Origin of the sequence: Streptomyces sp. NBC_01381 (assembly GCF_026340305.1) — a bacterium.
Lineage (GTDB): Bacteria > Actinomycetota > Actinomycetes > Streptomycetales > Streptomycetaceae > Streptomyces.
Window position 1 is genome coordinate 2,027,741 of the sequence record NZ_JAPEPI010000001.1, and the last position, 20,051, is coordinate 2,047,791.

At 69.5% G+C, this 20,051-nt stretch carries 20 protein-coding genes and 1 riboswitch; of the genes, 15 read left to right on the top strand and 5 right to left on the bottom strand.

From position 1 onward, the window contains the following. Positions 1-3 precede the first annotated feature (3 nt). Positions 4-1,173: a 4-hydroxyphenylpyruvate dioxygenase gene (gene hppD, locus OG453_RS09700; protein WP_266866490.1), complete on the top strand. Its 1,170-nt coding sequence runs from the start codon at positions 4-6 to the stop codon at positions 1,171-1,173. Here the strand turns inward: hppD and OG453_RS09705 are convergent. Beyond that, a complete protein-coding gene (locus OG453_RS09705) occupies positions 1,118-2,632 on the bottom strand; it encodes a tetratricopeptide repeat protein (RefSeq protein WP_266866492.1) in 1,515 nt (504 codons plus the stop codon). The genes hppD and OG453_RS09705 overlap by 56 nt on opposite strands. A gap of 98 nt (positions 2,633-2,730) precedes the next feature. Between OG453_RS09705 and OG453_RS09710 the strand changes: the two genes are divergently transcribed. After that, positions 2,731-4,110, top strand: coding sequence for an FAD-binding oxidoreductase (locus OG453_RS09710; protein ID WP_266866494.1), 1,380 nt, complete (start codon positions 2,731-2,733; stop codon positions 4,108-4,110). Between the two features lie 46 nt (positions 4,111-4,156). On the opposite strand, the gene OG453_RS09715 is transcribed toward OG453_RS09710, so the two are convergent. Then, entirely contained in the window at positions 4,157-4,630 is a 474-nt protein-coding gene (locus OG453_RS09715) for an SsgA family sporulation/cell division regulator (protein WP_266866496.1), read from the bottom strand. Positions 4,631-4,850: 220 nt separating this feature from the next. Between OG453_RS09715 and OG453_RS09720 the strand changes: the two genes are divergently transcribed. Further along, complete coding sequence (locus OG453_RS09720) at positions 4,851-6,380, top strand: RDD family protein (protein ID WP_266866498.1); 1,530 nt, start codon at positions 4,851-4,853, stop codon at positions 6,378-6,380. 227 nt (positions 6,381-6,607) lie between these two features. Next, positions 6,608-7,210 (top strand): RDD family protein, encoded by a 603-nt coding sequence (locus tag OG453_RS09725; protein ID WP_266866500.1) that lies wholly within the window; start codon positions 6,608-6,610, stop codon positions 7,208-7,210. A gap of 48 nt (positions 7,211-7,258) precedes the next feature. On the opposite strand, the gene OG453_RS09730 is transcribed toward OG453_RS09725, so the two are convergent. Further along, positions 7,259-7,552, bottom strand: coding sequence for a hypothetical protein (locus OG453_RS09730; RefSeq protein ID WP_266869775.1), 294 nt, complete (start codon positions 7,550-7,552; stop codon positions 7,259-7,261). Positions 7,553-8,074: 522 nt separating this feature from the next. Between OG453_RS09730 and OG453_RS09735 the strand changes: the two genes are divergently transcribed. Both OG453_RS09735 and OG453_RS09740 read left to right on the top strand, forming a co-directional pair. Continuing rightward, positions 8,075-10,489 (top strand): immune inhibitor A domain-containing protein, encoded by a 2,415-nt coding sequence (locus tag OG453_RS09735; RefSeq protein WP_266866502.1) that lies wholly within the window; start codon positions 8,075-8,077, stop codon positions 10,487-10,489. Positions 10,490-10,636: 147 nt separating this feature from the next. Next, on the top strand, positions 10,637-10,966 hold the full coding sequence (locus OG453_RS09740) for a hypothetical protein (RefSeq protein WP_266866504.1): 330 nt from the start codon (positions 10,637-10,639) through the stop codon (positions 10,964-10,966). Positions 10,967-11,073: 107 nt separating this feature from the next. Here the strand turns inward: OG453_RS09740 and OG453_RS09745 are convergent, their stop codons facing one another. Beyond that, on the bottom strand, positions 11,074-11,658 hold the full coding sequence (locus OG453_RS09745; protein ID WP_266866506.1) for an isochorismatase family protein: 585 nt from the start codon (positions 11,656-11,658) through the stop codon (positions 11,074-11,076). 138 nt (positions 11,659-11,796) lie between these two features. After that, the gene (locus OG453_RS09750) at positions 11,797-13,125 is read right to left on the bottom strand and encodes a nicotinate phosphoribosyltransferase (RefSeq protein WP_266866508.1); all 1,329 of its coding nucleotides are present in this window, start codon (positions 13,123-13,125) and stop codon (positions 11,797-11,799) included. An 80-nt stretch (positions 13,126-13,205) separates the two neighbouring features. Here OG453_RS09750 and clpS point away from each other — a divergent pair, with 80 nt between their 5' ends. The 9 genes from clpS (at position 13,206) to OG453_RS09790 (ending at position 20,050) form a co-directional block, all read left to right on the top strand. After that, entirely contained in the window at positions 13,206-13,520 is a 315-nt protein-coding gene (gene clpS, locus OG453_RS09755) for an ATP-dependent Clp protease adapter ClpS (protein ID WP_266866510.1), read from the top strand. Between the two features lie 39 nt (positions 13,521-13,559). After that, the gene (locus OG453_RS09760) at positions 13,560-14,156 is read left to right on the top strand and encodes a DUF2017 domain-containing protein (protein ID WP_266866512.1); all 597 of its coding nucleotides are present in this window, start codon (positions 13,560-13,562) and stop codon (positions 14,154-14,156) included. A 374-nt stretch (positions 14,157-14,530) separates the two neighbouring features. Then, positions 14,531-16,003 (top strand): amino acid permease, encoded by a 1,473-nt coding sequence (locus OG453_RS09765; protein WP_266866514.1) that lies wholly within the window; start codon positions 14,531-14,533, stop codon positions 16,001-16,003. Between the two features lie 89 nt (positions 16,004-16,092). Further along, entirely contained in the window at positions 16,093-16,515 is a 423-nt protein-coding gene (locus tag OG453_RS09770; protein WP_266866516.1) for a M67 family metallopeptidase, read from the top strand. After that, a riboswitch (cobalamin riboswitch) is annotated at positions 16,488-16,636 on the top strand. (Overlaps the previous gene by 28 nt.) A 43-nt stretch (positions 16,637-16,679) precedes the next feature. After that, on the top strand, positions 16,680-17,639 hold the full coding sequence (locus tag OG453_RS09775; protein WP_266866518.1) for an ABC transporter substrate-binding protein: 960 nt from the start codon (positions 16,680-16,682) through the stop codon (positions 17,637-17,639). 50 nt (positions 17,640-17,689) lie between these two features. Then, positions 17,690-18,682 carry an iron ABC transporter permease gene (locus OG453_RS09780; RefSeq protein ID WP_266869777.1) on the top strand — a complete coding sequence of 331 codons (993 nt, stop codon included), beginning with the start codon at positions 17,690-17,692 and terminating at the stop codon, positions 18,680-18,682. After that, the gene (locus tag OG453_RS09785) at positions 18,679-19,455 is read left to right on the top strand and encodes an ABC transporter ATP-binding protein (RefSeq protein WP_266866520.1); all 777 of its coding nucleotides are present in this window, start codon (positions 18,679-18,681) and stop codon (positions 19,453-19,455) included. Before OG453_RS09780 ends, OG453_RS09785 begins: the two co-directional genes overlap by 4 nt. Positions 19,456-19,524: 69 nt before the next feature. After that, positions 19,525-19,626 carry a putative leader peptide gene (locus OG453_RS45120; RefSeq protein WP_323178622.1) on the top strand — a complete coding sequence of 34 codons (102 nt, stop codon included), beginning with the start codon at positions 19,525-19,527 and terminating at the stop codon, positions 19,624-19,626. 145 nt (positions 19,627-19,771) lie between these two features. Then, positions 19,772-20,050 (top strand): MoaD/ThiS family protein, encoded by a 279-nt coding sequence (locus OG453_RS09790; RefSeq protein ID WP_266866522.1) that lies wholly within the window; start codon positions 19,772-19,774, stop codon positions 20,048-20,050. The last annotated feature ends 1 nt before the right edge of the window (position 20,051 follow it).

Genomic DNA, 20,051 nt, shown 5'->3' on the forward strand with positions numbered 1-20,051 from the left:
GATATGGCAGCTACCGCGAACACCCAGCCCACGTCGGCCACCTCTGGCACCCCTAACACCGCGCGCGAGGCAGATCCCTTCCCGGTCAAGGGAATGGACGCGGTCGTCTTCGCCGTGGGCAACGCCAAGCAGGCGGCCCACTACTACTCGACGGCCTTCGGCATGAAACTCGTGGCGTACTCCGGCCCGGAGACCGGCAGCCGTGAGACCGCCTCATACGTCCTGACCAACGGCGCCGCCCGCTTTGTCCTCACCTCCGTCATCAAGGCGTCGACGGACTGGGGCCACTTCCTGGAGAGCCATGTCGCCGAGCACGGCGACGGCGTCGTCGACCTCGCCATCGAGGTGCCGGACGCGCGGGCGGCTTACGCGTACGCCGTCGAGCACGGGGCGCGCGGGATCACCGAGCCGTACGAGCTCAAGGACGAGAACGGCACGGTGGTGCTCGCCGCCATCGCGACGTACGGCAAGACCCGCCACACGCTGGTGGAGCGCACCGGCTACGACGGCCCCTACCTGCCCGGCTTCTCGCCCGCCTCGCCGATCGTCGAGCCGCCGGCCAAGCGGACCTTCCAGGCGATCGACCACTGCGTCGGCAACGTCGAACTCGGCAAGATGAACGAGTGGGTCGCCTTCTACAACAAGGTCATGGGCTTCACGAACATGAAGGAGTTCGTGGGCGACGACATCGCGACGGAGTACAGCGCGCTGATGTCAAAGGTGGTGGCGGACGGCACCCTGAAGGTGAAGTTCCCCATCAACGAACCGGCCATCGCCAAGAAGAAGTCCCAGATCGACGAGTACCTGGAGTTCTACGGCGGCGCGGGCGTCCAGCACATCGCGCTCGCCACGAACGACATCGTGGAGTCGGTCCGCACGATGCGGGCGGCGGGCGTCAAGTTCCTGGACACCCCGGACTCCTACTACGACACCCTCGGCGATTGGGCGGGCGAGACCCGCGTCCCCGTGGAAACCCTCCGCGAGCTGAAGATCCTGGTCGACCGTGACGAGGACGGCTACCTGCTCCAGATCTTCACCAAGCCGGTCCAGGACCGCCCGACGGTCTTCTTCGAGATGATCGAACGCCACGGCTCGATGGGCTTCGGCAAGGGCAACTTCAAGGCCCTGTTCGAGGCGATCGAGCGGGAGCAGGAGAAGCGGGGGAATCTCTGACCGACGGTTCCTGAGCGGGCGGCTCCCGACGCTTCTGCCCCGTCGTCGACGGCGCGCTCGAAGCGGCGGGTGCCGCCTGCCTCGGGGCAGGGGCGTACATCTGTTCCGGGCCGCCCTCCGGAGGGTCGCCCAGGGACTCCAAAGCCGATTGGGCCGCCGGGGTCAGCAGTGGAGAGAAGTGTGGGTTGATGCGGAGGGCCTCGGTGATGTGGCGGCGGGCCGCGCCGTACTTGCCCAGCTCCCGCTCGATCTCGCCCCGGTGGTAGGCGAAGGGCGCGCTGCGCGGGCCCTTGTCCGTTGCCTTTGTGGCGTACTTCAGGGCCAGTTCGGAGTCGCCGGAACGATGCAGCGCCCAGCCCAGCGCGTCCGCCACCTCCGGGCTCGCATGCCGCTTGAACTCCGCCCGAAGCCGCCGCACCGCCTCGTCCGGGTCGCCGTGGTCCGCCTCGAACAAGCCCAGGATCCGCTCGTCGTTGACGCCGTTGACCCCCTCCTGCTTCACCCGGGTCCTCAGTACCTCGTACTGCGCGCGCGCCGCCGGGGTCAGGCGCAGCGACTCGTACAACTCGCCAAGCGCCAGGGCGTATTCAGGTGCGGGCTGACGGGTCAGGGCGCTTCGGTACGCGTTCATAGCCTCAGGCGTACGGCCCAGGGCCGCGAGCGCGCGGCCCTTGCCCGCCAGGGCGGGGTGGTGGTCCGGGTCCGCGGCGAGCGCCGCCTCGTAGTAGCGCAGGGCCTCCGCCGGCTCACCCCGCTCCCACGCCAGCTCGCCCACCCGGTGCAGGCACAAGGCCTTCTCCGCGGGCCCTTCCGCCAGCGCCGCCGCGTCCGTCAGCGTCGCCGCCGCGTCCTCGCGCCAGCCGCGGTCCCGGTACACCTGCCCGGCCCGCACCATCACCGGGCTGCCCGAGCGCAGCTCCTGCAGGGTCTCCAGCGCCTTGCCCACCGCCTTCGCCTTGCCCAGGCCGCTGTACGCGTCGATCAGGACGGGGTACGTCGTCCACCGCTTCGGCGCCTCCTTGACCGCGCTCTCGCCCCACTTCCGCGCCCCACGGAAGTCGTGCCGCGCGTTCGCCAGCGCCGCGAGCCCCGTCAGCGCCTCCACGTTCCCGGCGGGCCGCGCCTTCAGCGACGTACGCAACGCCTGCTCGGCCTTGGGGTAGTACGCGGTGTCCGCGGTCCGCCGCCCCCGCTCGACGTAGGCGGCCCCGAGCACCGCCCACGAGTGGTCGTCGGCGGGATGCGCCCGCAGATGCGCCTCCCGCTCCCCGATGAGCACCGCGAGGTCCGGCAGCGACGCCGGAACCCCCGCGCCCGCCGCCGCCATCGCCCGCCCGGCGGGCCCCAGCGCGGGCGGCGCCGCCTTCCCGCCGCCGTCGGGCAGCACCACGAGTACGCCGCCGACCACCACACACCCGGCGACGGAGGCGATCAGTACGCGCTTCACCGAAGGCTTCATGACGCACACTGTGCGTCAATACGAAGAGCACATCCCGGCATGCGGACCGGCGTCGCACACGGGTTCACACCGATGGCCCCGGGTGCGAGGCTGTGATCATGAGCCGCACACTCATCGAACTCCTCTGTGTCGGTAGCGAGGCCCTCCCCGCCGACGCCGTCCTCACGGACCCGGACATCACGTCCTCGTACGCGAACGACATGGCGAGCTTCTGCGACGCCGGCACCCCCGCGGTCGTCGTCCTGCCCCGCACCGTCGAGCAGGTCCAGCACGTCATGCGCACGGCGACCGAGCTCCGCATCCCGGTGGTCCCGCAGGGCGCCCGCACGGGCCTGTCCGGCGGCGCGAACGCCAGCGACGGCTGCATCGTGCTGTCCCTGGTCAAGATGGACCGCATCCTGGAGATCAGCCCTGTCGACCGCATCGCGGTCGTCGAACCGGGCGTCGTCAACGCCGACCTCTCCCGCGCAGTCAACGAACACGGGCTCTACTACCCGCCGGACCCGTCGAGTTGGGAGACCTGCACCATCGGCGGGAACATCGGCACGGCCTCGGGCGGCCTGTGCTGTGTGAAGTACGGAGTGACGGCGGAGTACGTGCTCGGCCTCGACGTCGTCCTCGCCGACGGACGGCTCATGAGCACCGGGCGGCGGACGGCCAAGGGCGTCGCGGGCTACGACCTCACACGCCTCTTCGTCGGCTCCGAGGGCAGCCTCGGCATCGTCGTCCGCGCGGTCCTCGCCCTGAAGCCGCAGCCGCCCCAACAGCTGGTCCTGGCCGCCGAGTTCGGCTCGGCCGATGCCGCCTGCGATGCCGTATGCAAGATCATGGAAGGGGGGCACGTCCCCTCGCTCCTCGAGCTGATGGACCGTACGACCATCAGGGCCGTGAACGCGCTGGCCAACATGGGCCTGCCCGAGACCACCGAGGCACTCCTCCTCGCGGCCTTCGACACTCCGGACCCGGCGGCCGACCTCGCCGCCGTCGGCGCGCTCTGCGAGGCCGCGGGCGCCACCCAGGTGGTCCCCGCCGAGGACGCCGCCGAGTCCGAACTGCTGCTACAGGCGCGGCGGTTGTCGCTCACCGCGCTGGAAGCGGTCAAGGGCACGACAATGATCGACGACGTGTGCGTGCCGCGCTCGAAGCTCGCGGACATGCTCGCCGGCGTCGACCGCATCGCCGATAAGTACAGCCTCACGATCGGGGTCTGCGCGCACGCCGGCGACGGCAACACCCACCCCACCGTCTGCTTCGACGCGGCAGACCTCGACGAGGGCCGCCGCGCCCGCGAGTCCTTCGACGAGATCATGGCCCTCGGCCTGGAACTCGGCGGCACGATCACCGGCGAGCACGGCGTGGGCGTCCTGAAGAAGGAGTGGCTGGCACGCGAGATCGGCCCGGTGGGCGTGGAGATGCAGCGCGCCATCAAGTCGGCGTTCGATCCGCTGTCCCTCCTCAACCCGGGCAAGCTCTTCTGAGGTTTCGAAAGCTCTGGCTCCGCTGTCGCCCCCGTGGCTGCGGAGCTCACTCACCGTCCTTGGACTCGTCGCTCGGCCACGGGTCGCGCAGCCATAGGTCGTCGGCCGGGGTCGGCGTGAGCAGCTCGGCGAGGCCGTCGTCGATGCCGAGCCGCTCAGCCTCAGAGCCCGGAGGGACCACCCGCAGCGTGCGCTCGAGCCAGGCGGAGACGGCGGGCGCGGGCGCCTCCAGGAGCGCGTCACCGTCGGGTGAACTCAGCGCCATCAGGACGACGCTGCGCCCCTCGACCTTGGTCGGCCAGACCCGGACGTCGCCGTGGCCGCAGGGCCTGAACACCCCCTCGACGAGGAGCTCGCGGGCGAATGTCCAGTTCACCGGGTTCTCGGAGCCGATGTGGAAGGAGATGTGGACGGCGTACGGGTCGTCGGTGCGGTAGGTGAGGCGGGCCGGGACGGGGATGGCGCGTTCCGGAGAGAGGACGAGTTTGAGCTCAAGCTCGCGTTCCACCACGGTGTGCATGTCGGTGCGTTCCTTCCTTGTTCGGGGCCCTGGGAGCGGACCCGTGCAAGGAGAGAGCGCGAGGTGGCCGGAGCATTACGCGACTTCCGGAAAGTTTTTTCTTGGAGGTTGAACTGTGCCCCGATGGGGGCCGGAAGGGCAGGACCCGCACAGCCGGCGGCGGAGGTCTGATAGATGTGGAGCCTCAAAAAGACCCCCGAGCAGATACGGGACGACGGACATGAGCGCCCCAACTCCGGCCCCAGGCGACGACAGGCCCCGCGAAGGCTACTACCCCGATCCGTCCATTCCCGGATATGTCCGGTACTGGAACGGCGCGGCCTGGGTGCCCGGTACGAGCCGTCCCGCCCCGTCCGAAGGCGAAACGCTGCCCGCGCCGCCCGGCGCGGGTGCGGCGGCGGCTCCCGCGGCATCGCTGCCGCCCGCTGAGCCCGCGGCGCCCGCCGCGGAGGAGACCGGTCCGGTCTTCTTCGACGAGGAGCCGATGCCGGAGGCGACGGGCGGCGCCGCCTCCGCTGCGGCCTCCGCCGCCGCCGACGCCGACGCTCAGCACGGGGCGAGGCCCGAGCCCGCGTCGGCTTGGCAGGCGGACGCGGGGCGGCAGACGGGACTCGGCGGCGAGCAGGACCGGCGGGTGTCGTGGGGTGCGGCCGGGCAGGGCGATCCGCGGGACCCGCGCGTACCGAGCGAACGCCCGGCGGCACAGCCGGAGCCCCCGTCTCCCTCTCCTTCTCCGTCTCCCTCCGCTGCCTCTCCCTCCGCGGGGGAGGAGGGGCCAGGCACGGTACAGATCCGCGCAATCAAGCCGGGTACGTCCGGCACATCGGGCACATCGGGCACATCGGGCACATCGGGTACGCCCGCCAAGCAGCCGCCGCCGGCGACCGACGGCACTGTCACGTTCCGCAGGCCCAGTGGGCCGTTGCGGCCCGCCGCGGCGAACGAGCAGCCCTCGGCCGGTACCGAAGGCACCATGGCGATCAGGGCCCTGCGCCCTAAGTCCTCCGGCGGCGCGCCGCAGGCCGCTGTTCCTCCGCAGGCCGCGGCCTCGCCCGCGCCGGCCCCCGCGCAGCCTTCCGTTCCGCAGCAGGGCGGTGCGCACGGCGGCGTGCCGTCGCCGGTGACCTCGGGGCCCGGTGGCGGTTCGCCCTCGTGGGCCCAGCAGGTCCACCAGCTCGCCGAGTCCGACGGCCAGGCGCAGCAGCCGGTGGCGCCGTGGAAGCCGGTCGCCAGCGATCCGTTCCTCGCGGCGGCGCAGGCCCAGGCGGCGGCGCGGCCTGCGGGCATGGGCAAGCGGTTCGCGGCGCGGCTCATCGACACGGTCGTGCTCGCCGCGGTCACCGGTGCGGCCGCGCTGCCGCTCGGCACGAAGGCCGCCGATCACGTCGACAGCAAGATCGACGCGGCGAAGATGTCCGGCGAGAAGGTCACGGTGTGGCTCCTGGACGGCACCACGGCGGGCTACCTGGGCATGGTCCTGGCGGTCCTGCTCGTCTTCGGCGTCCTCTACGAAGTGCTGCCGACCGCCAAGTGGGGTCGGACGCTGGGGAAGAAGGTGCTGGGGCTCGAGGTGCGGGACATGGGGGAGCACGAGGCGCCGTCGTTCGGGGCGGCGTTGAAGCGGTGGCTGGTGTATGCGGTGCCGGGCGTGCTGGTGATCGGCCTCGTGGGCGTCCTGTGGGGCCTCTTCGACCGCCCGTGGCGCCAGTGCTGGCACGACAAGGCGGCGGGCACATTCGTGGCGGGCTAGCCCGCCAGCTGTCTTTTCAGCCTGTCGAGGGGGTCCCCCCTGCTCTTTAAGAGCTTGGGGGAGTTTGAGGACGAACTCGGCGGAGCCGGTGATCTGCGGTCACCTCGCGGCCGGCGCAGCCGGAAGGGATTCGGGTAGGGGCGGGGTCGGGGAGAGGGAAACCCGCCCTTAACCCGTACAGCCGCTCGCCGGATGCGGACATCGCGCCCTCAGGGTCCACTCGCCCCATGAGTACCGAACCGCCGCCGTACCCACCGCCCCCCGACGACGACAACGACCCCTTCCGGAAGCAGCCCCCGCCGACCCCTCCGCCGTACGGCGGAGGCGGCGGTGATCCCTACGGCAGCGGTGGCGGATACGGCGTGCCGGATCCCCTCGCCGGGATGCCACCCCTGGCCGACAGCGGGAAACGCGTCCTCGCCCGCATCATCGACATGATCCTCGTCGGCGTGGTCGTCTGGCTGCTCTCCTGGCTCTTCAACACCAACGAGTTCGACGTCGACCCGGACAAGGTCGAGTACGGCAAGAGCTTCGGCCAGTCCCTGCTCGCCGCCGTGCTCTACATCGCGTACGACACCTTCCTGATCGCCAAGACGGGTCAGACCCTCGGCAAGAAGTGGCTGGGGATGCGGGTGGCGAACCTCAACGACGGGGCGACGCCCGCCCTGCAGGCCGCGCTCGCCCGCGCGGCCGTCCTCTGGATCCCGTTCGCGTTCTGCTGCGCCTGCATCTGGACGGCCATCTGCGGCGGCTGGAGCTTCTTCGACAAGCCCTACAAGCAGGGCCTGCACGACAAGGCGGCCAAGACGGTGGTGGTCAGCACCACTTAGGAGGACGCGGCGGCGGCTGCCTCAGTGACAACAGCGGGCTCGTGATCCTCACGGGCCCGCTGGTTCGCGTACGGACTCGGCAAGCACAGGCGCGGCGGCGGCCCGCTGAACCGGTACGCGCTCCTCGGCGGTGCGTACGACGGAAGCGACCCGCGCGGCCGGAGCGGCGGGCTTCGGCTGGGGGACGGTCATGGCGACCAGTAACCCGAGACCGAGCGCGGCGAAGACTATGACCGCCACCCCGATCCCCGAACTCGTCTGGGAGAGCAGCAGCATGGCGAGCGTCGAGAAGACGACGGTCACTGTGCCGTACGTGAGCTGTGCGGGCGTGGGACGAGGCAGCGGCATGGGACGAGGCATGGCGTAATCCGTCCTCGGAAACAGCGGATGCGGAGGGGTGTCGAACGGTATGAGTTGTGCTGTATAACCGTGGATCCGAAGTGCTGTACACGAATCAAAGGGTGCCAGGCGACGGCGACTTGAGAAGTGCCGTCGCGCGCTGTGGCGCACCGTCGATTGACTCTAATCCGCTGCATGCCCGACGGGAACGGGCGGTAAGCGTGACCTAACCCACGGTGCGGCAGCACAGGGGGCGCACGGGTTCATGGCGTCCACCAAGTGGACGTCCGGACGCGCCCGTTGACCTTCTCGGCGGACGCCCACGCGCGTTCCGGCAGCCGCCCGCGCGTGTCCGGATAGCGGATCTCCGCGACTGCATAGTGCACTTGGCCTGTTCAAGTCAAGGTCTGTCTTTTCTCCAGCATCTCCGGTCGAATGTCGTCACTTGTGACGCGTATCGCGCGCGGACCTCCTCCGACCGGGACTCGTCCGCCCCCGCGCGGACGCGGGGGAGGACAGCATCAAGTGACAGTCAGAAGACGGACGTTCAGAGCCACCGCGGCTGCCGTGGCGATGGCCGCGGCCGCCGCCACGTTCTCGGCAGCCACCGCATCGGCCGAGGACGGCGGGTCCACCGGGGCTCCCGCCATCGACCGGCAGGACCCGAGCCGGGCCAAGGCCCAGGTCGACCACGACCTCGAAGGGCCCTTCAGCAAGCAGCAGGCCCAGCAGCGCCAGTCGGCCCTCGAGCAGGTCGTCGCGGGCGACGCCAAGATCCAGAAGCGCGACGGCTCCCAGGTCGTGAAGCTCGACGACAAGAAGTACGTCGAGCTCGGCCGGCAGCAGACCGACAAGATCTTCACGATCCTGGTGGAGTTCGGGGACAAGGTGGACGACACCACCATGTACGACCCCGACGGTCCGGACGGACCCGAGAAGCCGGCCAAGAAGTACGGCGGCAAGCCCGGCCCCGCGCACAACAAAATAGCCGAGCCGGACCGTGCGAAGGACAACAGCACGGCCTGGCAGAAGGACTACAACCAGAAGCACTTCCAGGACCTCTACTTCGGTGAGGGCAAGGACGCCAAGGGCAAGACCAAGCACTCGCTGAAGACCTACTACGAGAAGACCTCATCCGGCCGTTACTCGGTCGACGGCGGGGTCTCCGACTGGGTCAAGGTCGACTACAACGAGGCGCGCTACGGCTCCAATTACTGCGGCGACACCAACTGCGCCAACGTCTGGGACGCGGTGAAGGACGGCGTCACCGCCTGGACCGCCGACCAGAAGGCCCAGGGCCGCACGGACGCGCAGATCAAGGCGGACCTCGCCAAGTACGACCTGTGGGACCGCTACGACTTCGACGGCGACGGCAACTTCAACGAGCCCGACGGGTACATCGACCACTTCCAGATCGTCCACGCGGGCGAGGACGAGTCGGCCGGCGGCGGCGCCGAGGGCACCAACGCCCTCTGGGCGCACCGCTGGTACGCGTACGGCAACGACGCGGGCAAGACCGGCCCCGGCGAGAACAAGGCGGGCGGCACGCAGATCGGCGACTCGGGCATCTGGGTCGGCGACTACACGATGCAGCCGGAGAACGGCGGCCTCGGCGTCTTCGCCCACGAGTACGGCCACGACCTGGGTCTGCCCGACCTGTACGACACCACGGGCAAGGCCGAGAACTCGGTCGGCTTCTGGTCGCTGATGTCGGCGGGCTCCTGGCTCGGCACCGGCAAGGACGCCATCGGCGACCTGCCGGGCGACATGACCGCCTGGGACAAGTTCCAGCTGGGCTGGCTCGACTACGCCAAGGCGAAGGCGGCGACCAAGTCGACGCACAAGCTGGGCGTTTCGGAGTACAACACCAAGAACAAGCAGGCGCTCGTCGTCGAGCTGCCGAAGAAGGCCGTCACCACCACGGTGGTCAAGCCGACCGAGGGCTCCAAGCAGTGGTGGAGCGACCAGGGCGACGACCTCAAGAACACCCTGACGCGGTCGGTCGACCTGACCGGCAAGTCCAAGGCCGAGCTGTCCCTTGACGGTTGGTGGGACATCGAGGCCAACTACGACTACCTCTACACCGAGGTGTCGACGGACGGCGGCGCCAACTGGACGCCCGTGGACGGCACCGCGGACGGCAAGGCCATCCCGCGCGACGCCGGTGACAAGCCCGCGTTGACCGGTGTCTCGGGTGCGTACAAGAAGCTCGCCTTCCCGCTCGACGCGTACGCCGGCAAGAAGATCGACCTCCGTTTCCGGTACGCGACGGACGGCGGCACCGCCGGCAAGGGCTTCGCGGCCGACAAGCTCGCCGTGACGGCGGACGGCGCGAAGGTCTTCGACGACGGCGCCGAGGGCGACGACAACGGCTGGACGGCCAAGGGCTTTTCGCGCATCGGCGAGTCCTTCACCAAGGACTACGACCAGTACTACCTCGCGGAGAACCGCCAGTACGTGTCGTACGACAAGACCCTGAAGGTCGGCCCGTACAACTTCGGTTTCTCCAAGTCCCGTCCGGACTGGGTCGAGCACTACGCGTACCAGACCGGCCTGATGGTCTGGCAGTGGGACACCTCGCAGAAGGACAACAACGTCAGCAAGCACCCCGGCCAGGGTCTGATCCTGCCGGTGGACGCGCACGCCAAGCCGCTGCAGTGGGCGGACGGCACGTTGCTGCGGAACAAGATCCAGCCGTTCGACGCGCCGTTCAGCAAGTACGCGACGGACGCGTTCACGCTCCACAACGCGGACGTGGCGATGAAGATCAAGTCCCAGAAGGGCGTCCCGGTCTTCGACGACCGCAAGGGCACCTACTGGTTCAAGGAGAACCCCACGGGAAGCGTGAAGGTCACTGACACCAACACGCAGATCAAGATCGTCAAGCAGCCCAAGGACGGCTCGTCGATCACGGTCCAGGTGGCCCCCTCGGTGAAGTAATTCGCATTTCCGCAGGTCAAAGCATGATCGGCCGTCGCCCTCTAGCGGGCGGCGGCCGATCGTGTTTAGGTGCGTGCTGTGGATTTCTTATTGACGCGGGGTCCGGCCAGGGGCCTCGTGCGATGTCTCACGGGGGTGTGACCAGCCATGTCCGCAGGAGGTTTCAGCAGGCTGCCGAACGGCACCGTGGTGGTGGCCCTGACGCTGCCGAGCCCGTCGGTGTGCGGCGGGAATGTCCGGATGATCGTGCACGCGGTGAACCGGGCGAGGGCGCTGACGCGGCTGCGGAATCTCGGGCTGCGGGCGGTGTATCTGCGGGGCAACGCGGAGCCGCCTACGCCGGATGAGATCACGGCGGTTCTGCATCATCCGGATGGGCTCATATGGCGTACGGCGCCGGACGGCGCCGAGGAGCTGTGGCACCCGATCAGGGCCCTGATGCGGCAGAGACCGGGGGTGCGGTCGTCCGGGGTGTGAGGGCTCCGGAAGGCCTCTGCGGGTGCGTCGTGGCTGGTCGCGCCCACGCGGCGGAGCCGCACATGTCACAGCCCCGCGCCCCTTCGGGGCCCGTCACCTCGCCCGCTCTAGACCACCGGCTTTCCCGTCAGCTCCACGCCCGCCTCCCGGAGCTCCTCAAGAGCCCGCTCCGTTGTCGCCTCCGCGACGCCCGCGGTCAGGTCCAGGAGGACCACCGTGCTGAATCCTTCCCGCACGGCGTCAAGCGCGGTGGCCCGTACGCAGTGGTCCGTGGCGATGCCGACCACGTCCACCTCGGTGATGTGCCGCGCCCGCAGCCAGTCCGCGAGGGAGACGTCGTTCTCGTCGACCCCCTCGAAGCCGCTGTACGCGGCCGAGTAGGCCCCCTTGTCGAAGACCGCGTCGATCGCCCCCGAAGCGACCACCGGCGCGAAGTTCGGGTGGAAGCCGATCCCCTCGGTCCCCGCCACACAGTGCGCCGGCCAGGAGCGGGCATAGTCCGGGTGGTCGGAGAAGTGGTCGCCCGGCTCGATGTGGTGGTCCCGGGTGGCCACCACGTGCCGGTAGCCCGCCGGGGCCTGGCCGATCAGCTCGGTGATGGCGGCGGCCACGTCCGCGCCCCCGGCCACCGCGAGGCTGCCGCCCTCGCAGAAGTCGTTCTGCACATCGACGACGATCAGAGCGCGGCGCATCGGGTGTCCTTCGGTCGGCAAGGCTGGCTGGTAGGTGCGGGGGACTCGGCCGGATGAACCGAGCGTAGAGACTTCCGTTGCGTTGCGGGAGGGGGTGTTCGGCTGCCCCGGCGTGCGGCCACCGGCCGTCCCGTGGCGTCAGGCGTACTCCGTGGGAATGACCGCCTCGCCCTTGGAGAGCTGGGTGGCGGAGAGGGGGAGCCGGGCCCGTGCCGCCGCGTGCCGGTCGCGGACCGTGTCCAGCGGCTCGCGCGCCACCACCTCACCGCCCTTGATCAGCTCGACGAGGAGTTCGTGGTCGGCGAGCTCCACCGGAACCGGGCCCGTGCCGATCACCTCGGCCTCGGCGACCCCGTGCTCGTCGGGCCGCCGGGCGGCCCACTTGCGGCCGCCGACGGACGACTTCCCGCCCACGGACTTCTTCGCCACCGCCTCCAGCGGAGCTTGAGGGTCCGCCGAGTGGGCGCGGGCCACCAGCTTGTAGACCATCGAGCAGGTGGGGTGCCCGGAACCGGTGACCAGCTGGGTGCCCACGCCGTACGCGTCGACGGGCGCCGCGGCCAGCGAGGCGATGGCGTACTCGTCGAGGTCGGAGGTGACCACGATCTTGGTCTTCGTGGCGCCGAGCTCGTCCAGCTGCTGGCGGACCCGGTGGGCGACCAGGAGCAGGTCGCCGGAGTCGATGCGTACGGCGCCGAGCTCGGGCCCGGCGACCTCGACGGCCGTACGGACGGCCTCGGTCACGTCGTATGTGTCGACCAGGAGCGTCGTGCCGGGGCCGAGGGAGTTCACCTGGGCCTGGAAGGCGTCGCGTTCGTTGTCGTGCAGGAGGGTGAAGGCGTGCGCGGACGTGCCGACCGTGGGGATGTCGTAGCGGAAGCCCGCCGCCAGGTCGGACGTGGTGGTGAAGCCGCCGACGTACGCGGCGCGCGATGCGGCGACGGCCGCCAGTTCGTGGGTGCGCCGTGCGCCCATCTCGATCAGCGGGCGCTCACCGGCGGCCGACGCCATCCGGGACGCTGCGGCCGCGATCGCCGAGTCGTGGTTGAGGATGGAGAGGATCACCGTCTCCAGGAGGACGCACTCCGCGAAGGAGCCCTCGACGCGCAGGATCGGCGAGCCCGGGAAGTAGACCTCGCCCTCCGGATAGCCCCAGATGTCACCGCGGAAGCGGTACGAGGCGAGCCACTGCAGGGTCTCCTCGTCGACGACACGGCGCTCGCGCAGGAAGCCGATGACGTCGGCATCGAAGCGGAAGTTCTCCACGGCGTCCAGGACACGGCCGGTGCCGGCCACCACTCCGTAGCGCCGTCCCTCGGGCAGTCTGCGCGTGAAGACCTCGAAGACGGAGCGCCGGTCGGCGGTGCCCGCCTTCAGCGCTGCCTGCAGCATCGTCAGCTCGTAGTGATCGGTGAAGAGCGCCGTCGACGGAACATCCACCGGCAGCCCAAGGTCCGCTGTGTTCATACGAAGGATGCTACCCCGCATCTCGTCACTCTGACGATTTCCCGGGTCCATTTGTGCGATGGCCCCCTGCGGGTGGCAGCATGGGACAAGTGAGTACGGCTCCCGCAGAGATCACGCGCCCGGAATCGGCCGAAGAGACGTTCGCCGTCCCGGAGCCCGACGTCCCCTGGATCACGCTCGTCCACAACGACCCGGTCAACCTGATGAGCTACGTGACGTACGTGTTCCAGGCGTACTTCGGGTACTCGAAGCACAAGGCCACCAAGCTGATGATGGATGTGCACCACAAAGGCCGAGCCGTGGTCTCCACCGGCACGCGCGAAGAGATGGAGCGCGACGTCCAGGCCATGCACGGGTACGGGCTTTGGGCCACCCTCCAGCAGGACCGCAAGTAGCAGGCCGACAGCAGTGGACCGGAAGCAGCGACGCATCTGATGCCAGGACAATTCGAAGCGATCCCCGGGGGCGGCGCCGCCGTCGCGCTCGACGAGGTCGAGATCTCGATCATCCGCTCCCTCGCCGTCCAGCTCCTTGAGCTGATCGGCCCCGGACCGGGAGAGGACGCCTCCGACGACCCGCTCGCCGAGCTGTTCGCGGACGGCCCCAGCGAGCCGCCGACCGACCCGGTGCTCCAGCGGCTGCTGCCCGACGCGTACGGCGGACCGGGCAGCGAGAAGGCCGACGAGGACGAACTGCGGGCGTACTCCGCGGAGTTCAGGCGCTTTACGGAGAACGACCTGCGGGCCAAGAAGCGGGACGACGCCCTGGTCGTGATCCGCTGCCTGGACTCCATGACGGCGGCAGGCGACGGCGGCGCCGTCCTCAAGCTGTCGGCGGAGGAGTCCCGGCACTGGCTCGGCGCCCTCAACGACCTCCGGCTCGCGATCGGCGCCCGCCTCGACGTCATCGACGAGGAGGACACGGACCTCCTCTACCAGCTGCCGGACGAGGATCCGCGCAAACCGATGGTGATGGCCTATTTGTGGCTGGGCGGTCTGCAGGAGACGCTGGTCAGCACGTTGATCGTGTAGTTGCTGGTGCAGTTGCCGGTGTAGTGGAACGGCTCACGGGGGCCGAAAATCGATGTAGACGGCACCTGTAACAGGTGTTCGCTCAGCGGATCCTCAAATCCGGATAACGATCACGTCACTTCAATGCCCCCGTATGACGCCGCGGGGGAATTTTGTCCGCTTCTTCCAGTGGTCTGCGCCACACGTGGCTGAGCCGATCACTGTTGCGACCGTGATAAATCTTCACGACCACTCGGTGACGCCACCCATGTCACCGATGGCGCTCGGGCCGGCAGACCGCCGGTAGCACTCCATCCATATCCGGGGGGATCAGGACCTGATCCGTGGCCATACGCAGACTGCGGGCACGGATCAGCGTGGAGAAAGGCGTCACCATGACCTCAGTGCAGGTCGAAGAGCATCACGACGGCAATGAGGCCGATCAGGCCAAGGGCTCGTCCGGTTCATCCGGCGAGGGCTATCAGCGCGGGCTCGGGGCCCGCCAGATCCAGATGATCGCGATCGGCGGTGCCATCGGCACCGGCCTGTTCCTCGGCGCGGGCAAGGCCATTCACAAGGCCGGCCCCAGCCTCATCCTGGCGTACGCCATCGCCGGCCTTGTCATCTTCTTCATCATGCGGGCCCTGGGCGAGCTGCTCATGTACCGCGCCGTCTCGGGTTCCTTCTCGGAGTACGCGCGCGAGTTCATCGGCCCGTTCTTCGGATACGTGACCGGCTGGACGTACTGGCTCTTCTGGGTCGTCACCGGCATCACGGAAGTCACGGCCGCGGCCCAGTACATGCAGTACTGGACCCACAACTCCATCCCACAATGGGCGTACGCGCTGATCTTCACGGTCATCCTGTACGGCGCCAACCTGATCTCCGTGAAGCTCTTCGGTGAGCTCGAGTTCTGGTTCTCGATGGTCAAGGTCACCGCGATCATCGGCATGATCCTCATCTGCGCCGGCATCCTCACCATCGGCTTCTCCGACGCCGGTGACACCGCGTCCGTGAGCCACCTGTGGGACCAGGGCGGGTTCTTCCCCAACGGCATCGGCTCCACGCTGATGACGCTGCAGATCGTGATGTTCGCCTTCCTCGCCGTCGAGCTCGTCGGCGTCACCGCGGGCGAGTCCAAGGACCCCAAGACCGTCCTGCCCAAGGCCATCAACACCGTGCCGTGGCGCATCGCCGTCTTCTACGTCGGCGCGCTCATCATGATCCTCTCGGTCGTGCCGTGGACGTCCTTCAAGCCGGGCGTCTCCCCGTTCGTGAAGGCCTTCGAGGAGATGGGTCTGGGCATCGGTGCCGCCATCGTCAACTTCGTCGTCCTGACGGCCGCGCTCTCCTCCTGCAACTCCGGCATGTACTCCACGGGCCGCATGCTCCGCGACCTGGCGCTCAACGGCCAGGGCCCGCAGTTCTTCACCAAGCTGACGAAGAACGGCCTGCCGCTGGTCGGCACCACCGTCTCCGCCGCGTTCATGCTGGTCGGCGTCTGGATCAACTACCAGTGGCCGGGCGAGGCGTTCAACTACGTCGTCTCCTTCGCCACCATCTCCGGCATGTGGGCCTGGATCATGATCCTGGTCTGCCAGATCAAGTACCGCCGCAAGGCCGACCGCGGCGAGCTGCCGCAGTCCACCTTCCGGGCTCCGGGCGCGCCGTACACGAGCTGGTTCGCACTGCTCTTCATCGGCATGGTCATCGTGATGATGGGCGTCGACAAGGACGCGCGCATCTCGCTCTACGCAGCCCCGGTGTGGGCGCTCATCCTGGGCGTCGGCTACCTGGTCATGCAGAAGCGCAACGGTCAGCCGACGGGCGGCGGCGACGCCGAGCCGCAGGACGCGATCAAGTCCTGACTCCCGCCTGATCCCTGCTGATCCCAGCATGTGGGCCCGTTCGTACCACACTTCGGTACGGACGGGCCCCTCTGCTTATCCTGGCTCCCATGCTGACCCTGACCCAGGCCCTCCACGACCAGATCGTCGCGCACGCGCGCCAGGACCACCCCGACGAGGCGTGCGGCGTGGTCGCGGGTCCCGCGGGCACCGGCCGCCCCGAGCGCTTCATCCCGATGCTGAACGCGGCCCGCTCGCCCACGTTCTACGAGTTCGACTCGGGCGACCTGCTCAAGCTGTACCGCGAGATGGACGACCGCGACGAGGAGCCGGTGATCGTCTACCACTCGCACACGGCGACCGAGGCGTACCCCTCGCGCACCGACATCACGTACGCGAACGAGCCCGGCGCGCACTACGTCCTGGTCTCCACGGCGGACACCGACGGCGCGGGCGACTTCCAGTTCCGCTCCTACCGGATCGTCGATGGCGAGGTCACCGAGGAAGAGGTCAAGGTCGTCCAGGCATACTGAGCCTCACCTTTGAGGCGGCAGGACCCAGGAAGCCGGTGCGAATCCGGCACGGTCCCGCCACTGTGACCCCACCCTTCGCGGGTGGGGCAGTCAGGAACTGACCTGCCGCCCTCTCCCACGGATACAGGGGACGCGGAATCCCCTGGAGGAGGCACAGCTCAGCCATGTCCCGACCGCTGCGCGCACTCATAGCCGCCGCCCTGTTCGCCCCGCTCGCCGCGTGCACGAGCTCCGCGGAGCCCGATGCCGCGCCGGGGGCGAAGGCCGCCGGGTTCCCGTACACCGTCACCAACTGCGGCGTGAAGACGACGTACGATGCGCCCCCGAAGCGCGCCGTGACGATGAACCAGCACACGACGGAAGTGATGCTGGAGCTTGGCCTTGCGGACCGCATGGCGGGCACCGCCTTCCTGGACGACAAGGTGCTTCCGTCGTACGAGAAGGCCTACGCGTCCGTCCCGGTCCTGGCCAAGGAGTACCCCTCCTACGAGAAGCTGCTCGCCGCCAACCCCGACTTCGTGTACGGCGGTTACCCGAGCGCCTTCCTCGCGGGCGAGGGCCGCAGCCGCGCGGCGCTCGCGAAGTCCGGCATCAGGACCCGCCTCGACGTGGAGGGCTGCGCGAAGCGCCCGGTGACCATGAAGGACGTCTTCCGGGAGGTCCGCGAGGTCGGCTCCACCTTCGGGGTACGGGCACGGGCGGACCGCTGGGTGAGCGGCGCCGAACGCGAACTGGCCGACACCGAAAAGAAGTTGAAGGGCGGCAAACCCCTCCCGGTCTTCGTGTACGACAGCGGCGACAAGACGGCCTTCACCGCGGGCGGCCGGGGCATCGGCAACGACATCATCGAGCGGGCGGGCGGCCGCAACGTCTTCGCCGACCTGGACAAGTCCTTCGGCGACGCGTCCTGGGAGTCGGTGGTGGACAGCAGCCCCGAGGTGATCCTGATCCTCGACTACGGCGGCACGACCGTCGCCCAGAAGAAGCGCCGCCTCCTGGAGGACCCGGTGCTCGCCGACGTCCCCGCCATCAAGAACAAGCGGTTCGCGGTGCTGCCGCTGTCGGATGTGGTGACGGGGGTGCGGGCTCCGGGTGCGGTGAAGAAGCTGGCGGAGCAGCTGTGAGCCGCACCTCTCAGAAACCGCCCTACGCAGCCGTCATCACCGCCCTCCTCATGGCCCTCGCCGCAGCGGCCACCGCAGGCCTCGCCCTCGGCTCGGTCAAGATCCCCGTGACCGATGTCCTGGAGATCCTCACGGGCAGAGCGGAACCCTCCCCCTTCCGCACGATCGTGCTGGACGCCCGCCTACCCAGGGTCCTGCTCGGCGCGGCCGTGGGCGCGGGCCTCGCCGTCATAGGCACGGTCCTCCAAGCCCTGGTCCGCAACCCCCTCGCGGACCCCTTCCTCCTGGGAGTCTCCTCCGGCGCGTCGGCCGGCGCGGTCGCCGCGATCGTCCTCGGCAGCGCCTTCGGCATCGGCGCGGGCCTGTCCCTCACGGTCACGATCCCGGCCGCGTCCTTCGCGGGCGCGCTCCTCTCCCTGCTGCTCGTCTACACCCTGGCCAGAAGCGCCGGCGGCGGCTTCGCCACGGGCCGGCTGATCCTGGCGGGCGTGGCCGTCTCGTACATCCTCTCCGCCCTGACCAGCCTGATCCTGGTCGTCGCGGACAGCACGGACCATCTGCAGGAGGTCCTGTACTGGACGCTCGGCGGCCTCGGCAGCGCCCGCTGGGACATGCTGGCCCTCCCCGCAGGCGTACTGATCGTCGGCACGGCGCTCCTGCTCGCCCTGGCCCGCCCCCTGGACCTGCTCCTCGTCGGCGAGGAGGGCGCCACCGTCCTCGGCCTGGACACCGCACGCTTCCGCGCCGCCGTCTTCGTCGTCGCCTCGCTCCTGACCGGCGTACTCGTCGCGTACAGCGGAGCCATCGGCTTCGTCGGCCTGATGGTGCCGCACGCCGCCCGGATGCTGGTCGGCGCATCCCACCGCGCGCTGCTGCCGGTCGTGGCGCTCGCGGGCGCGGTGTTCCTGGTGGCCGCCGACCTCGCCGCGCGCACGGTCGCCGCCCCGCAGGACATCCCGGTGGGGGTGCTCACCGCGCTCACCGGCGGCCCGTTCTTCCTGTGGCTGCTGCGCAGGAGCCGTGGCGGGGAGGCGGCCGTATGACCGCCCTGAGCACCGAGAACCTCGCCTATCGGGCGCCCGGCGGCCGCCTCCTCGTCGACGGCGTCACGCTGCACGCCGCCGACGGCGAGACCGTCGGCATCGTGGGCCCCAACGGCAGCGGCAAGACGACCCTCCTGCGCTGTGTGTACGGCACGCTGACGCCCACCGGCGGCCGCGTCCTCCTGGACGGTGACGACCTGGCGGGCAGCTCCGCCAAGGCCCGCGCCCGCCGCATCGCCACCGTTCCGCAGGACGGCCACGGCGGCTTCGAGCTCACCGTCCGGCAGATCGTCGCGATGGGCCGCTCCCCGCACAAGCGCTTCTGGGAGGCGGACACGGCCGAGGACGAGCGTCTCGCCCGCGCGGCCCTCGAGCGGGTCGGCGCGGCCGGCCTCGCGCACCGCACCTTCGCCGGACTCTCCGGCGGCGAGCGCCAACGCGCCTTGGTGGCAAGGGCGTTGGTGCAGCAGCCCGCCGTACTGATCCTGGACGAGCCGACCAACCACCTGGACATCCGCTACCAGCTGGAGATCCTCGGCCTGGTCCGCGCCCTCGGCACGACCAACCTCCTCGCCCTGCACGACCTGAATCTCGCGGCGTACTACTGCGATCGTCTGTACGTTCTCGACGCCGGCCGCCTCCTCGCGTCAGGACCGCCGAAGGAGGTCCTGACCAGCGAGCTCCTGGCCGAGGTGTACGGGGTGACGGCAGAGGTCTCGGTCCACCCCGCGACCGGGGCGCCGACGGTCACGTATCTCCCGCCATCCACGTGATGGACGTAATCCGTCCACCATGCGAGATCACATTCCAGAACCCGGACCGGGAATCGATACGATGACCGCATGGTTCCCCACGACGTGAGCGACAAGATGCCGGGCATGCTGCTCGTTGCGCGTCTGCACGTCGATCTGTGCAGGCTCTCGAGCGCGATCTGTCCGCGCTGACCGCTGCCGCCGTACGGCCGTGAGCCGCGGCGCCACCACCGCGTCCTGCCCTTGCACCACGCATTACGCATCAAGCACCACGCACCCGCACGACCGGGCCGCCGCGCGCCCACCACGTGACTTCTCCCGACAGGAGCCCTCAGCCATGGCCATCGAGGTCCGCATCCCGACCATCCTCCGCACCTACACCGACGGCGAGAAGGCCGTCCAGGGCAGTGGGGACACCCTCGCCGAGCTCTTCGCCGACCTCGACTCGCGGCACGCGGGCATCGCCGAGCGCATCGTCGAAGGCGACAAGCTGCGCCGCTTCGTGAACGTGTACCTGAACGACGAGGACGTCCGCTTCCTGGACGGCATCTCCACCAAGCTCACCGACGGCGACAACGTCACGATCCTCCCGGCCGTGGCCGGCGGCATGGTCTGAT